The 13,533-nt window shown below is 54.8% G+C and carries 16 protein-coding genes; 15 read left to right on the plus strand and 1 reads right to left on the minus strand.

Annotated elements, in window-relative coordinates; genetic code table 11:
- The first annotated feature begins 12 nt into the window (after positions 1-12).
- From P156_RS0101655 to P156_RS0101670, 5 genes are all read left to right on the plus strand, one after another.
- Positions 13-1,692 (plus strand): formate--tetrahydrofolate ligase, encoded by a 1,680-nt coding sequence (locus tag P156_RS0101655; RefSeq protein WP_027868660.1) that lies wholly within the window; start codon positions 13-15, stop codon positions 1,690-1,692.
- A 15-nt stretch (positions 1,693-1,707) separates the two neighbouring features.
- Positions 1,708-1,830: a hypothetical protein gene (locus P156_RS13635; protein WP_255344207.1), complete on the plus strand. Its 123-nt coding sequence runs from the start codon at positions 1,708-1,710 to the stop codon at positions 1,828-1,830.
- A 263-nt stretch (positions 1,831-2,093) separates the two neighbouring features.
- Entirely contained in the window at positions 2,094-2,384 is a 291-nt protein-coding gene (locus tag P156_RS0101660; RefSeq protein WP_027868661.1) for a hypothetical protein, read from the plus strand.
- 443 nt (positions 2,385-2,827) lie between these two features.
- Positions 2,828-4,867, plus strand: coding sequence for a threonine--tRNA ligase (gene thrS / locus P156_RS0101665; RefSeq protein ID WP_027868662.1), 2,040 nt, complete (start codon positions 2,828-2,830; stop codon positions 4,865-4,867).
- Positions 4,867-5,502, plus strand: a complete 636-nt coding sequence (locus tag P156_RS0101670; RefSeq protein ID WP_034802045.1) for a cyclodeaminase/cyclohydrolase family protein — start codon at positions 4,867-4,869, stop codon at positions 5,500-5,502. The genes thrS and P156_RS0101670 overlap by 1 nt, the downstream gene beginning before the upstream one ends.
- Position 5,503: 1 nt before the next feature.
- Here P156_RS0101670 and P156_RS0101675 read toward each other — a convergent pair whose 3' ends face one another.
- Positions 5,504-6,598 (minus strand): YeiH family protein, encoded by a 1,095-nt coding sequence (locus P156_RS0101675; RefSeq protein WP_034802048.1) that lies wholly within the window; start codon positions 6,596-6,598, stop codon positions 5,504-5,506.
- A gap of 87 nt (positions 6,599-6,685) precedes the next feature.
- Between P156_RS0101675 and P156_RS11125 the strand changes: the two genes are divergently transcribed.
- From P156_RS11125 to P156_RS0101725, 10 genes are read left to right on the plus strand one after another with little or no spacing between them, the layout of a single operon-like run.
- Positions 6,686-7,591 (plus strand): LysR family transcriptional regulator, encoded by a 906-nt coding sequence (locus P156_RS11125; protein WP_081818397.1) that lies wholly within the window; start codon positions 6,686-6,688, stop codon positions 7,589-7,591.
- Positions 7,592-7,625: 34 nt separating this feature from the next.
- Positions 7,626-7,802: a hypothetical protein gene (locus P156_RS13275; protein WP_185752117.1), complete on the plus strand. Its 177-nt coding sequence runs from the start codon at positions 7,626-7,628 to the stop codon at positions 7,800-7,802.
- Position 7,803: 1 nt separating this feature from the next.
- The gene (locus P156_RS11130; protein WP_034802051.1) at positions 7,804-8,529 is read left to right on the plus strand and encodes an alpha/beta fold hydrolase; all 726 of its coding nucleotides are present in this window, start codon (positions 7,804-7,806) and stop codon (positions 8,527-8,529) included.
- Entirely contained in the window at positions 8,526-9,218 is a 693-nt protein-coding gene (sfsA, locus tag P156_RS0101695; protein WP_027868665.1) for a DNA/RNA nuclease SfsA, read from the plus strand. The genes P156_RS11130 and sfsA overlap by 4 nt, the downstream gene beginning before the upstream one ends.
- Positions 9,184-10,062, plus strand: a complete 879-nt coding sequence (locus P156_RS0101700; RefSeq protein WP_027868666.1) for a radical SAM protein — start codon at positions 9,184-9,186, stop codon at positions 10,060-10,062. The genes sfsA and P156_RS0101700 overlap by 35 nt, the downstream gene beginning before the upstream one ends.
- A gap of 16 nt (positions 10,063-10,078) precedes the next feature.
- Positions 10,079-10,789 (plus strand): CpXC domain-containing protein, encoded by a 711-nt coding sequence (locus P156_RS12615; RefSeq protein WP_027868667.1) that lies wholly within the window; start codon positions 10,079-10,081, stop codon positions 10,787-10,789.
- On the plus strand, positions 10,738-11,331 hold the full coding sequence (locus P156_RS0101710) for a methylated-DNA--[protein]-cysteine S-methyltransferase (RefSeq protein ID WP_304413040.1): 594 nt from the start codon (positions 10,738-10,740) through the stop codon (positions 11,329-11,331). The genes P156_RS12615 and P156_RS0101710 overlap by 52 nt, the downstream gene beginning before the upstream one ends.
- A 10-nt stretch (positions 11,332-11,341) precedes the next feature.
- Complete coding sequence (locus tag P156_RS0101715) at positions 11,342-11,719, plus strand: VOC family protein (protein ID WP_027868669.1); 378 nt, start codon at positions 11,342-11,344, stop codon at positions 11,717-11,719.
- Between the two features lie 9 nt (positions 11,720-11,728).
- A complete protein-coding gene (locus tag P156_RS0101720) occupies positions 11,729-12,292 on the plus strand; it encodes a carbonic anhydrase (RefSeq protein WP_027868670.1) in 564 nt (187 codons plus the stop codon).
- Between the two features lie 15 nt (positions 12,293-12,307).
- On the plus strand, positions 12,308-13,456 hold the full coding sequence (locus tag P156_RS0101725; RefSeq protein ID WP_027868671.1) for a hypothetical protein: 1,149 nt from the start codon (positions 12,308-12,310) through the stop codon (positions 13,454-13,456).
- The last annotated feature ends 77 nt before the right edge of the window (positions 13,457-13,533 follow it).

Genomic DNA, 13,533 nt, shown 5'->3' on the forward strand with positions numbered 1-13,533 from the left:
GAGGAACTACAGATGAGAATAAAAAGTGATATCGAGATCGCCCAGGCGACAGAGATGCAGGAGATCGGCCAGATTGCGGAGAAACTGGGGATCGGCGAGGAGCATCTGGAGAAGTACGGCAAATACAAAGCCAAGCTGGACTATTCGCTGATGCGCGAGAAGGGCAACGAGAAAGACGGGAAACTGATCCTGGTTACCGCCATCTCGCCCACACCGGCAGGAGAAGGAAAGACCACGACCTCTGTCGGTCTGTCGGATGCGATGAACAAGCTGGGAAAGAAAACCGTTGTTTGCCTGCGTGAACCTTCCATGGGGCCGGTGTTCGGCATCAAGGGCGGTGCTGCCGGCGGCGGGTACGCCCAGGTGATCCCCATGGAGGATATCAACCTTCATTTTACCGGTGACATGCACGCCATCGGGGCGGCGAACAACCTGATCGCCGCCATCATCGACAACCACATTCAGCAGGGGAACAAGCTGCGGATCGATGCCAGGACCATCACCTGGCGGCGCGCCATGGATATGAATGACCGCCAGCTGCGCCATATTGTAGATGGGCTCAGTGGTAAGGCCAACGGTGTCCCCCGGGATGACGGGTTTGAGATCACCGTAGCCAGTGAGATCATGGCCATCCTTTGCCTGGCCCAGGACATCGAGGATATGAAGGAGCGGATCGCTTCCATCGTTGTGGGTTATAATTTTGACGATCAGCCGGTGACAGTGGGAGAACTGGAGGTGGAAGGCGCTGTGGCGGCCCTGCTGAAGGACGCGCTGAAGCCGAACCTGGTCCAGACCCTGGAGCACAATCCGGCATTCATTCACGGCGGGCCCTTCGCCAACATCGCCCACGGCTGCAACTCTCTGATTGCCACCAGGACTGCGCTGAAGCTGGCGGATTACGTGGTGACAGAGGCTGGTTTTGCGGCAGATCTGGGAGCAGAGAAGTTTGTGGATATCAAGTGCCGCAAGGGAGGGCTTCGGCCGGATGCCTGCGTGCTGGTAGCTACGGTACGTGCGTTGAAGTATCACGGCGGCGTAGGCAAGAACCATCTGAACGAGGAGAATCTGGAGGCCTTGGAGAAGGGGATGCCAAACCTGCTGCAGCATCTGTCCAACATTCAGAATGAGTACGGCCTGCCGACAGTGGTGGCGCTGAACGCTTTTCCCACAGATACGGAAGCAGAGATCAGCCTGGTTCAGGAAATGTGTCGGGAGCAGGGAGCAGATGTAGTTCTCTCCGAAGTATGGGCCAAGGGCGGCGAAGGCGGCGTGGCGCTTGCCGAGGAGGTGCTGCGACTCGTCGAGGAAGGAAAGAACGACTTCCACTACGTCTATCCGCTGGATCTTCCCATCAAGGACAAGATCGACATGATCGCCCGGAAGATCTACCATGCGGACAGTGTGGTCTACGAACTGAAGGCAAGCAAGGCCATCAGACGTCTGGAGGAGAACGGATACGGCAATCTGCCGATCTGCATGGCAAAGACACAGTTCAGTTTCTCCGATGATGCATCCCTGCTCGGTGCACCGAGAGGGTTCGAGATTACCGTCACCGAGGTGAAGGTGAATGCCGGCGCGGGGTTCATCGTAGCCAAGACAGGAACCATCATGACCATGCCGGGACTTCCCAAGGTGCCTGCAGCAGAGAAGATCGATGTTGATAATGAAGGAAGAATTACAGGACTGTTCTAGAGAGCAACGAGCAGGATGATCAGAGTCAGTACTGTCAAGACTCAACGGATCCTGCTGGTGAGGCTACATTTTTTACCTGGCGGGAGGATGGCTTTGTGCAAGGTGCCGGGTGGCACCGCTGCTACCCAGTGCGTGTAGACCTGCTGAATGACTCGCCGCCTATCGAGACGGGAATATCTAACTACCGTTATAAATATTCGTGTCTTGCATACAGTGTTTCTTCTTCAAACTGACCAAGTGGATATTTCATCGTCAAATCAGAGGAAATATCCATAACCTGTCTCCGCCAGAATATGACTGCGAAAAGTGTATGGTATGTTTATAATTATTGACAGTCACTACATTATTCGATACCCTGTACTCGAGTTATCATAATGATACAAACGGAGAAAGGTGTCGGGATGGAATACTTCGGCCAAAAGCTAATAACTGTGTTTCTTACACTGTTCATTTGCAGCGCATTAATAACGGGGTGTAGTTCCAAGGAAGATGGCGCATCAGCCATCCAGAAAGTTAGTTTTGTTGTTGCTGATGATGACGAATCAACGATCACATATGTTTTCAGAGAGTACTACATCAAGGGGTTTGCCGATGATGTGCTTTTGCTCGAAAGCGAATACAAGGACAGCGTAGTCGAAAAGGAAGGCAAGCAGGTGAAGGCATACTGTGAGAAGTTCGTTGAAATAGAGTAAAAGACCAGGAAAAATTCTCGATTTTCAAGTTGTCATTTCCTTTATTTGGTGGTATAGTATATTCAATACGTTGATGAGGAGAGTAGGCTCGTGGCCCTGCCGCAGCGAGGGATGGACGGTGGAAGCATCCCGGCAGGAACGGACTGAAGACCACCTCGGAGTGGCACCAATCATGCCCGCGTGGCTGCGTTACAGGCCGAATGAGAGTCGGAGTCAATAGGCTCCGGAAGATGGGTGGAACCGCGCATACATGAGAGTATACGTCCCTTCTGACAGCAGATCTGTCGGAAGGGATTTTTTGCTTGTCCTAACCCGATTCTGTAGAGCGAAGCGATAACAGAATCGATGGTAGGCCAGCCGCGAGAGTTGCCCGAAGCGGAGCGAGGATGCAACTTACCGCGCTTTCGGCGGAGAATTATTAGGAGTAGGAGGAATAACCAAACATGATCATCACACTGAAAGACGGCAGTCAGAAACAGTATGACCAGCCCATGGCGGTCATCGACATTGCCAGAGACCTGAGCGACGGGCTTGCCCGCATGGCCTGCATCGGCCAGGTAGACGGAGAATATGTAGACCTGAGAACGGTTGTCGATAAGGATGCTTCTGTAAACATCCTGACCTTCGAGGACGACCACGGCAAGGAAGCCTATCGCCACACCTGCGCCCACGTGCTGGCAGAGGCGGTGCAGAACCTGTTCCCCGAGGCCAAGCTGGCCATCGGACCGTCCATCGACAACGGTTTCTACTATGACTTCGATCTGCGTCCACTGGACAGAGAGGACCTGGACAAGATCGAGAAGGAAATGAAGAAGATCATCAAGAAGGGGGACGAACTGAAATACTACACTCTCCCCAGAGAAGAGGCCATCGCGCTGATGGAGAGCAGGGAGGAGCCTTATAAGGTCGAGATGATCAAGGACCTGCCGGAGGATGAGACCATCTCCTTCTACCAGCAGGGCGATTTCATCGAGCTTTGTGCTGGACCGCACCTGATGAGCACCAAGCCCATCAAGGCATTCAAGCTCACCTCTAGCTCCGGTGCTTACTGGAGAGGCGATGAGCATAACAAGATGCTGACACGTATCTACGGCACTGCCTACACCAAGAAGGCAGACCTGGAGGAGCGTCTCGCGTTCCTGGCAGACATCAAGAACAGAGACCACAACCGCCTGGGGCGTGAGATGGGTCTGTTCACCACCGTAGATGTGATCGGCCAGGGGCTGCCCCTGTTCCTGCCCAAGGGAACCAAGATGATCCAGAAGCTGCAGCGCTGGATCGAGGACCTGGAGGATTACGAGTGGGGCTACGTGCGTACCCGTACACCGCTGATGGCCAAGTCCACCCTGTACAAGATCTCCGACCACTGGTATCACTACAAGGACGGAATGTTCACCTTTGGCTACGAGAGCAAGGAGGATATGGAGAAGGCAGAGGATCGCTCCGGCGAGATCCGCGGCGTGGAAGACCTGGCACTCATCGAGAACGACGCGGATGCCAACGTCTACGCCATGCGCCCCATGACCTGCCCGTTCCAGTACTATGTGTACAAAGCCACCCAGAAGAGTTACCGTGACCTGCCGTACAGAATGGGAGAGACATCGACCCTGTTCAGAAACGAGGATTCCGGTGAGATGCACGGGCTGACACGTGTCCGCCAATTCACGATCTCTGAGGGGCATCTGGTGTGCACACCGGAGCAGATCGACCAGGAGTTCAAGGATTGCGTCCGCCTGGCGAAATACTGCCTGACCACGCTGGGTGTGGAAGAAGATGTGACCTACCGGTTCTCCAAGTGGGACCCGAACGATTCCGATAAGTACATCGGGGACGCAGCCTCCTGGGACAAGGTTCAGGGAATGATGAAGAAGATCCTGGACGAGATCGGACTGGAATATACAGAGGCAGAGGGCGAGGCCGCCTTCTATGGGCCCAAGCTGGATATCCAGGCCAAGAACGTCTACGGCAAGGAAGACACCATGATCACCATCCAGCTGGACATGTTCCTGGCGGAGCGGTACGACATGTACTACATCGACAAGGACGGCAGCAAGAAGCGTCCATACATCATCCACAGAACTTCCATGGGTTGCTACGAGAGAACGCTGGCATGGCTCATCGAGAAGTATGCCGGCAAGTTCCCCACATGGCTTTGTGCGGAGCAGGTACGCGTGCTCCCGGTCTCCGAGAAATACGCGGACTACGCACAGGAAGTATTCAAGGAACTCCGCAGGAACGGGGTGGATGTTACTGTGGACAACAGTGCTGAGCGTCTTGGTTACAAGCTCCGCCAGGCGCAGCTTGACCGTCTGCCGTACATGCTGGTAGTTGGCGGCAAGGAAGAAGAAGAAAAGACTGTCTCCGTCAGAAGCCGGTTCGCCGGAGATGAAGGCAGCAAGCCGTTGTCCGCGTTCGTCGATCAGATCTGCGAGGAGATCCGCACAAAGGCTATCCGCAAGGAAGAACCAAAGGATGAGAAATAATGACTGAGAGATTGACGACCCTGCGCTGCGATGAGTTCGTGGCGCAACTGGGATCCGATGCGCCGGTGCCGGGAGGCGGAAGTGCCTCCGGTCTGGTGGCGGCACTGGCGACTGCCCTTGCCAATATGGTGGGACATCTGACTGTCGGAAAGAAGAAATACGCAGAGGTGGAGGAGGAGATCCAGACACTCATGAAGCGCTGCGATGCGCTGGAGAAGGAGATGCTGGCCATGGCTGAGAAGGACGCGGAGGCATTCCGGCCCCTGTCAGCCGCTTATCGTATGCCGGAGGATACCCCGGAACAGGCTGAAGAGAAAGCCCGTGTTATGGAAGAGGTGTTGGCGGAGGCGACGTATGCGCCGCTGGAGATCGTCCGGGGATGTCGAGAGGTCATCGAGATCTGCGATGCGTTTGCCCACAAGGGCAGCCGTCTGGCGGTGAGCGATGCCGGTGTTGGTGTGCTCTTCGCCAAGTCCGCCATGCAAGGTGCGGCGCTGAATGTGTTCATCAACACCAGATCCATGAAAGACCGAAAGCAGGCAGCAGACATCAACCGGGAGACCGAGGCGATCCTGTCCGTTTACGGCCGGAAGGCCGACGAGGTGTACGCATACGTACGGAACCAGCTGCGGTAGATCACAGGTCGGTGTAGAAAATCCCTGTCAGTAACTGCACGCCGATGGATACGGCGGTGATGGCGCACCAGCAGCAGAAGCCCAGGAGGATTGGTTTTCCGCCTTTGCGGACAAGGTCCACGAGGTTGGTATTCAGTCCGATGGCGCACATGGCCATGGCGATGAAGAACCGTGCCAGCCATTTGGTCACCGGCACAAAGCCGTCCATGTAGCCGGCGGCGAAGGCGCCGGCAGGCAGGAGGCCTGCCAGTGTGGTGATCAGGGAGGCCCCAATGAAGAACAGAATGAAGAACGGGAAGACGCTCTTGACGGAGTAGCTTCCCGTTTTGCTTTCCTGGTCCTGGATATGGCTGTGGCGGGAAGCGTGGTAAATTGCAAGCACCAGTGTGATGGGAATGATGGCCAGGGTACGGGTTAGTTTCACGGTGACAGCGGCAGACAGGATACCATCTGTTCCATAGATGCTCTCTGCGGTGGCGGCAGCGGCGGTGACAGAGGAAGTGTCATTGACCGCTGTGCCGGCGAACACAGCGAAGCCCTCTGACCCCAGGCCGATGGCATGGCCCAGGGTGGGGAAGATCAGGGCAGCGATGACGTTAAAGAAGAAGATCACAGAGATGGACTGGGCGATCTGTTCGTCATCGGCATCGATCACCGGGGCGGTGGCAGCAATGGCGGAGCCGCCGCATATGGAAGACCCTACACCGATGAGCGTGGCGATCTTGCCGTTCATGCGCAGGGCTTTGTGCAGGATATAGGCCACGAGCAGGGAGGTGCTGATGGTGGACACGATCACCGGAAGGCTCATGCTCCCCACGCTGGCGATGGTGCCCAGGTTCAATGAGAAGCCAAGGATGATCACAGCGTACTGCAGGATCTTCTTGGAGGTGAATCGGATGCCGTCCTTGGTGGTATCCATAGAGGCCAGAGTGGGAATGGCCATGGTGATGACCATTCCCAGCAGGATGGCAAAGACAGGGGCCCCCACCAGATCCAGCGAGAATCTTCCGATGTGCAGGCGGGACAAGAGGGTGGCGATGGCTGCGATGGCCGCGCAGAGAAGTATTCCGGGTAGCTTTGTTTTCATTTTTTTGATTCCTTTCTGTGATTTCCAAGGTTGATTATAGCACCGTATCGTGATAATATCTAATTATTATTTGTGATGTGGTGATAATATAGATTTATGAGGTGCGAGATGATCGACCAGAGGCTAAAGACATTTGTGGTATTGTGCAGGCTGATGAACTATCGGAGGACGGCGGAGGCGCTGAATATGACGCAGCCGGCGGTGACGCAGCACATCCAGTATCTGGAGAAGCAGTACGGGTGCAGACTGTTTCTGTATGACAGGCGGAAGCTGATCATGACCCCTGAAGGAGAGGTGCTTCTGAAATACGCTGAGAATGTTCTGTACCAGGAGAAGAAACTGCGGGAGCAACTGGCGGAGCAGAGAGGGTGGGATCTTTCTATCGGCGCGACCAAGACCATCGGGGAGTTCGTGATCTCGGAGCATGTGGAGGCATGGCTGGCGGTGGCGGGTAATCGTCTGTCCGTGGAAGTGGATAACACGGAGCATCTGCTGGGCAAACTCTCCGATGGTTCTCTTGATTTCGCGTTGATCGAGGGCACGTTTGACCGGCAGATGTTCGCCAGTCAGCTATATCGGGAGGAACTCTTTCTGGGGATCTGCGGCAAGGAGCACCCTTTTGCAGGGCAGATCGTGCCGTTGGACTCTCTTTGGAAAGAGCACCTGATCCTGCGAGAAGAGGGTTCCGGGACCAGAAACATTCTGGAGCAGGTGCTGGCAGAGCATAACCGAAGTGTAAAGGATTTTCGCATGGTCACCACCATCAGCAATTTCGGGCTGATGATGCGGCTCGTCCGGGATACAGGGGGGATCACCTTTGCATACCAGGCGGTGCTCGACCAGAATGATGGATTGACCGCCTTTGCGGTAAAGGGGTGGGAGATCCTGCGGGAGTTCAACTATGTATTCCTGGATACGCCTGTTTCCAGACAGGCTGTCAAGCTGTTCGAGGAGGTCCGCCCCACCGCCGGTCCTTCCGTTGACACCTATCACTTACGATAGTAAAATATGTGATATACACAGGAGGTAAGCGACGATGAAGAAAACGGCGATACTGTGTTCCTTGCTAGTGCTGATCGCTTTTCTGGTGATCCTTATGATCACCGGTGCTCTGGGACAGGTGTTCGGAAAGAAGGTAGAGATCATCGCGCTGGTGATCATCGCTATCGGTCTGGCGGGGTTTCTTCTCCTGGACCGAAGGAAAGGAGACTGAGATGCGAAGGCGACGGATATGGATCCCGGCCATCTTGCTTGGGATCTTGCTGCTATGCCTTGCCGCATTCTTCCTATATACAGGGAACTATTATCACGCAGATCCTGCTGCAGACAAGGCGCTGGTTTCGGACAGCGATGTGTCGGTTTCCAGGGAATCCTACGGCTGGCGGTTCGATGGACCCTCTGAGGACAGTGCATTGATCTTCTACCCGGGAGGCAAGGTGGAGGCCTCTGCCTACGCGCCGTTGCTGCACCGGCTGGCTGCCGGTGGAATGGACGCAATGCTGGTGGAGATGCCTTTTCGGCTTGCGGTTTTTGGGACAGGGAAGGCAGAGAATGTCATAGAAGCGCACGACTATCGCCATTGGTACATCGGCGGACACTCTCTGGGAGGTGTGATGGCAGCTGATTACGCCGCAGACCATGAGGATGCGGTGGAAGGGGTCGTGCTCCTTGCCTCCTATCCTTCGAAGAAGCTTGCGGATCCACTTACGGAAATCAGCATATATGGCTCTCATGACCGGGTGCTGAATATGACGAGCATGGAGAAAGCCAGGGGATTTGCTTCGTCCGACTTCCGGGAGCACGTGATCCGGGGAGGCAATCACGCTCAGTTTGGCAACTACGGCACGCAGAGAGGAGACGGAACGGCAAAGATCTCCGCGGATGCACAGCAGCAGGAGACCGTTCGTCTGCTTCTGCAGGATGTAGGTAAGACAGAATGAAGTACGAGAATATCAGAGAAGCAGTGTTCCTGCGTCGGCTTAATCGCTTTGTGGCAGAGGTGGAGATCGATGGCAGACAGGAGCGGGTGCATGTTAAGAACACCGGGCGCTGCAGGGAGCTGCTGATCCCCGGCAGCCAGATCTGGCTCACAAAGCCCGGTACCCCGGGCCGCAAGACGGAATACGATCTGGTGGCGGTGCGGAAGGACAACGGACTGCTGTTTAACATCGACAGCCAGGCACCCAACAAGGTGGTCGCGGAATGGCTGGCTGAACAGAATTATGAGGTGGTGAAGCCTGAGTTTACCTACGGGGATTCCCGCATCGACTTCTATATGGAGCGGGAGGATATCCGCTGTCTGATGGAAGTGAAGGGCTGTACGCTGGAGATCGACGGTGTCGGGTACTTTCCAGATGCCCCAACGGAGAGGGGAGTCAAGCACATCCGGGAACTGATCCGCGCACGAGAAGAAGGCTATGAGGCGGCTCTGGCCTTCGTCATCCAGATGGACGGCATAACAGAGGTGCGCCCCAATGTGGCTACGCATCCTGCTTTCGGGGAGGCCATGGAGGATGCCCGGAAGGCGGGCGTGCAGATCTTGTTCCTTCCCTGCCATGTGGAGCCAGACGAACTGAGGATTGTAGGGGGTGAACATGCATTATATCAATGCCAGGACCATTCTGAATAACAATCACGGTGCAGTGGGCATGAATCTCTATCGGGGGTGCTCCCACGGCTGCATCTATTGTGACAGTCGCAGCAGAGTATACCAGATGGATCATCCCTTTGAGGACATCGCCGTCAAACAAAATGCTCCGGAACTTCTGGAAAAAGCCCTTGGCACCAAACGCAAAAAGTGCATGATCGGTACTGGGTCCATGTCAGATCCATATATTCCGCTAGAGGAGGAACTGCAGTTGACCCGTCGTTGCCTGGAGATTATCCGAAACCACGATTTCGGAGTGACTATGATCACCAAGTCCGACCGCATCCTGCGAGACCTGGACCTACTGGTTGAGATCCACCGGAGAGCCAGATGTGTGGTTCAGATGACGCTGACCACCTGGGATGAGGCTTTGTGCAGAGTACTGGAACCAGGAGTGTGCAGTTCCCAGCGAAGAGTGGAGGTGCTGCGCATATTGCGGGATCATGGGATCCCAACAGTGGTATGGCTCACACCCATTCTTCCTTATATTAACGACACAGAAGAAAACCTGCTGTCTATCCTCTCCGCTTGTGCAGAAGCTGAAGTGCAGGGGATCATCTGTTTTGGTATGGGTGTCACCATGCGTGAGGGGAACCGGGAGTATTTCTACGAAGCGCTGGATCGTCATTTTCCAGGAATGAAAGACCGATACATTCGTTCCTTTGGACTCAATTACCAACTGATAAGTCCTAACCACCGGCCACTGATGAAACTCTTTCATGGCTTTTGCCGGAAACACGGGATCATTGACACACCGGAGGACTGCTTTCGTTTTCTTTCAGAATTTCAGGAAAAGGATGATCAGATCAGTTTTTTCGATATGTGAGTGGAAAGGAGACGGTATGTCCAGAAATGAAATAAGGCGAATCACCTGTCCGCAGTGTGGTGCGGAGAGCGATTTCGTCGTTTGGAGCAGTGTGAACACGGGAATGGACCCCGCACAGAAGGAGAAGGTGCTGGACCGCTCGCTGTTTCAGTTCACATGTCCGGAATGCGGGGAAGTCGCTACGGTGGATCACAGTTTCCTGTATCACGATGTGGAACAGAGGCTCATGCTCTATATGGTCAAGGAAGAAGAGACTTTCCGGGAGGCGGTAGACTTTTTCACCAGCGATCTGCAGGTGGAGGAGAAGGACCCGGAGAAGGCCCTGCTTGCCAGGGCCCTGAACGATGCTCAGAAGGAGTACGTGCAGCGGATCATCTTCAATATTAACCAACTGGAGGAGAAGATCCGGGTCTTTGATGCCGGACGTGATGACCGTGTGATAGAACTGCTGAAGGTGTTTTTTCAGAACCGGATCATGTCAGAGCAGCCGCAACTGGGGGATGTGGAACTGTACTATGCCGATGACGAAGGGAAGGACGTCTTTGTGGTAATAGGCATGGAGGGTCCTCTTGGATCCTTGGAAATTCCGGAGGAACTGTACCAGGAGACGGTGGATAATTTTGGCGGCCAGATGGCAGATCTGCGGGGCAGACAGGATCTGATCGTAGATGAGAAATGGGCGATGGAAGTGATCAAGGCGGTCTCTGTGCCGGGGAACAGATCATGAGCGCGCTGATCGGGCGGCCGGACAGCCAGGTGATCAGAACCTTTTTTCCGGAGTTTTATCGCATGGTCTATCACACCCCCTCGGGCTTGGATGACATCCTGCTGACCAGCGACGGCACGGCAATCACCGGACTGCGTTTTCTGCAGAACGGGGCACAAAGCCCTGTATCGGAAGAACAAGTCCCGGTGTTTGAGGAAGCAGCACGCTGGCTGGACGATTATTTTGCCGGGCATCCTGGGAGCACGTTGCCGAAGATCCGGATCGAGGAGTTGACTCCCTTTCGGAAGGAAGTACTGTCCAGGCTCATGGAGATCCCCTATGGAGAAACGGTGACTTATGGGGAAATCGCACAGGAGATCGCACAGAAGCGCAGTACGACCGGGCGCATGTCTGCCCAGGCAGTGGGCGGTGCGGTGGGATGGAATCCCATCTGTATCATGATCCCGTGTCACCGGGTGATCGGTGCGGACGGATCTTTGACTGGATATGGTGGTGGTATAGAAAACAAGCGCTGGCTGCTTGTACACGAAGGAATACTATAGGAGGCGTATTATGATCAAGGGAATCCATCATGTTTCAATGCAGTGCAACTCACCGGAGGAGTTCTCGAAGGCAGTGTCATTCTACCGCGATGTGCTGGGGATGCGTGTGGTGCGTGAGTGGCACCGGGGGGTCCAGATCGACACTGGATGTGGACTGATTGAGATCTTCATGGATACAGAAGGCGTGTTTTTGAACGGAGCCGTGGAGCACTTTGCGCTGGCTACCGATCAGGTGGACGCATGCATCGCCAGGATCCGGGAGGCTGGCTATGAGGTGTTGGTCGAACCGAAGGACGTGGAACTGGACTCTGACCCGGTATTTCCCATCCGGATCGCTTTCTTTACCGGACCTCTGGGAGAGAAGGTGGAGTTGTTTCAGGAGAAGTGAGGTGACGATATGCTTTCGGCAAAAGAAGCAAGGCAGAAATTGATCGACGGGAACCAGGCATATATAGAGGCCAGAACAGGGCAGGGAGACATTTCCCCGGAAATCAGGCTGCAGACAGCGGAGAAGGGGCAGCATCCCTATGCGATCATCATTACCTGCTCCGATTCCAGAGTGATCCCGGAGAGTATATTCTCTGCAGGGATCGGTGAGTTGTTCGTGATCCGGGTAGCCGGCAATGTGTTGGATAACCATCAGCTTGGGAGTATCGAGTACGCGGCAGAACATCTTGGAACAAAACTGATCGTTATGATGGGGCATACCCGGTGTGGCGCAGTGGGCTCCGTGATCGCCGGACATTCCGGCGGGTTCATCGACTACATTCTGAAGGATATCTCGCTGGCCATCGGGGATGAGACAGATGATCAGAAGGCAAGCTGCCTGAACGTGATGCACGGTGTAGAGCGGATCCGCCACGAACTTGCGATCCATCCCATCGAGGACGAAAAGGGCCTGGAGGTCGTGGGGGCTTTGTATCATGTGGAGGATGGAAGGGTGGAGTTTCTGCCGGAATAGTAGAGGAGGATTGCTATGTTCAGTAGAGAGTGGAAGAAATGGATCCTGGCGATGACGGCTTTGTGTACGATGGCGCTGCTCGCTGCGGGATGCGGTGACAAGGAGTCGTTGACCGAAAAGACGTTCAAGTCGATCACCGAGAAGACGGGCGTTCACATGGAGGTGGAGCAGCTGGATAGCGGTTCCAGGACGATCATCGGAGTCGCCAAGAAGGGCGATCACCTGTATGCCAGCGTGGAAGCGGGTGGGCAGAAGGCGATCATACTCAGCGATGGAAGGACGATCACGACCCTTGATCCGGCCAGCAAGACCATGGTGAAGGAGGAAATCAACGAGGCGTATCAGAAGCAGCTTGACCAGATCGCCAGCGGCACGGATGCCATCATGGCGGCGGGAGAGAGTGTCTCCGGCGACTACGAGGAGGGGAGCGTCAAGTATGATGGAGAAGAGTATGCCACAGAGACCTTCAGAGATGGCGAGGACGAGGCGGTGTTCGGTTACAAGGATGGCAAGCTGGGGTACTTTGCCCTGACCCGGGGTGGACAGAAGCAGGTCCTGAAGATCAACGCGCTGGATGGCGAGGTGGACGAGGCTTTGTTCCTGATACCGGAGGAGTACACTGCGGCTGGCAGGGAAGCGGCGCCTTCCAATACCAGGGAGGAGGGAAGTTACAAGTCTATCGATGCGGTGGGAGCTTCCGTGGGATCCGCTGGCACCGGTACACCTTCCGGGAACTACGTGGAGGTGAATAACGATCGCGGCGGGTACTCCTTCCAGATGGACAAAGCCTTCCAGAGCGAGATCCAGGAGGCACACAGTTATGTATACATCGAGAAGGGTAAGAAGGTTCCCCACTTTGACGTGGAGCCTATCTCTTTTGGCGGGGATCTGGATCAGTATTTTGACACACTGATCGAGAATCTGCTGAAGAGTCAGGAAAAGGAGATGTCCGTGAGACCTGTTCGAACACAGATATCTGTCAAGGGGATGAAGGTCAAGGGGATCGAATACATTCTGAAGACCGGAAACAGTGAGATGGTCTGCATGTTCTATGTATATCCGGCAGGAGAGAACTACTACAAATTCGCCGGGTTCTACATCAAGGATGACATGACTACACCATATGCGTTGCAGCATGCGATGGAAACTTTCCGGACAGTCTGAGAGAGTGGGGATATAAGTTGACTTTTTTTAGAAAAGGGCTATAATTGTCTTGACGCATTTTTGTGCGCGAAAGACAA

The organism is Eubacterium sp. AB3007, from assembly GCF_000688015.1.
Taxonomy (GTDB): Bacteria; Bacillota; Clostridia; order Peptostreptococcales; family Anaerovoracaceae; genus Aminicella.

Bases quoted from the DNA above. Each gene is read 5' to 3' on its own strand.
- P156_RS0101660 (WP_027868661.1), top strand. From the start codon at position 2,094: ATGGAATACTTCGGCCAAAAGCTAATAACTGTGTTTCTTACACTGTTC.
- P156_RS0101720 (WP_027868670.1), top strand. From the start codon at position 11,729: ATGCTTTCGGCAAAAGAAGCAAGGCAGAAATTGATCGACGGGAACCAG.
- P156_RS13275 (WP_185752117.1), top strand. From the start codon at position 7,626: ATGAAGAAAACGGCGATACTGTGTTCCTTGCTAGTGCTGATCGCTTTT.
- P156_RS0101700 (WP_027868666.1), top strand. From the start codon at position 9,184: ATGCATTATATCAATGCCAGGACCATTCTGAATAACAATCACGGTGCA.
- sfsA (WP_027868665.1), top strand. From the start codon at position 8,526: ATGAAGTACGAGAATATCAGAGAAGCAGTGTTCCTGCGTCGGCTTAAT.
- P156_RS0101725 (WP_027868671.1), top strand. From the start codon at position 12,308: ATGTTCAGTAGAGAGTGGAAGAAATGGATCCTGGCGATGACGGCTTTG.
- P156_RS11130 (WP_034802051.1), top strand. From the start codon at position 7,804: ATGCGAAGGCGACGGATATGGATCCCGGCCATCTTGCTTGGGATCTTG.
- P156_RS11125 (WP_081818397.1), top strand. From the start codon at position 6,686: ATGAGGTGCGAGATGATCGACCAGAGGCTAAAGACATTTGTGGTATTG.
- P156_RS12615 (WP_027868667.1), top strand. From the start codon at position 10,079: ATGTCCAGAAATGAAATAAGGCGAATCACCTGTCCGCAGTGTGGTGCG.
- P156_RS13635 (WP_255344207.1), top strand. From the start codon at position 1,708: ATGATCAGAGTCAGTACTGTCAAGACTCAACGGATCCTGCTGGTGAGG.
- thrS (WP_027868662.1), top strand. From the start codon at position 2,828: ATGATCATCACACTGAAAGACGGCAGTCAGAAACAGTATGACCAGCCC.
- P156_RS0101715 (WP_027868669.1), top strand. From the start codon at position 11,342: ATGATCAAGGGAATCCATCATGTTTCAATGCAGTGCAACTCACCGGAG.
- P156_RS0101710 (WP_304413040.1), top strand. From the start codon at position 10,738: ATGGGCGATGGAAGTGATCAAGGCGGTCTCTGTGCCGGGGAACAGATC.
- P156_RS0101655 (WP_027868660.1), top strand. From the start codon at position 13: ATGAGAATAAAAAGTGATATCGAGATCGCCCAGGCGACAGAGATGCAG.
- P156_RS0101670 (WP_034802045.1), top strand. From the start codon at position 4,867: ATGACTGAGAGATTGACGACCCTGCGCTGCGATGAGTTCGTGGCGCAA.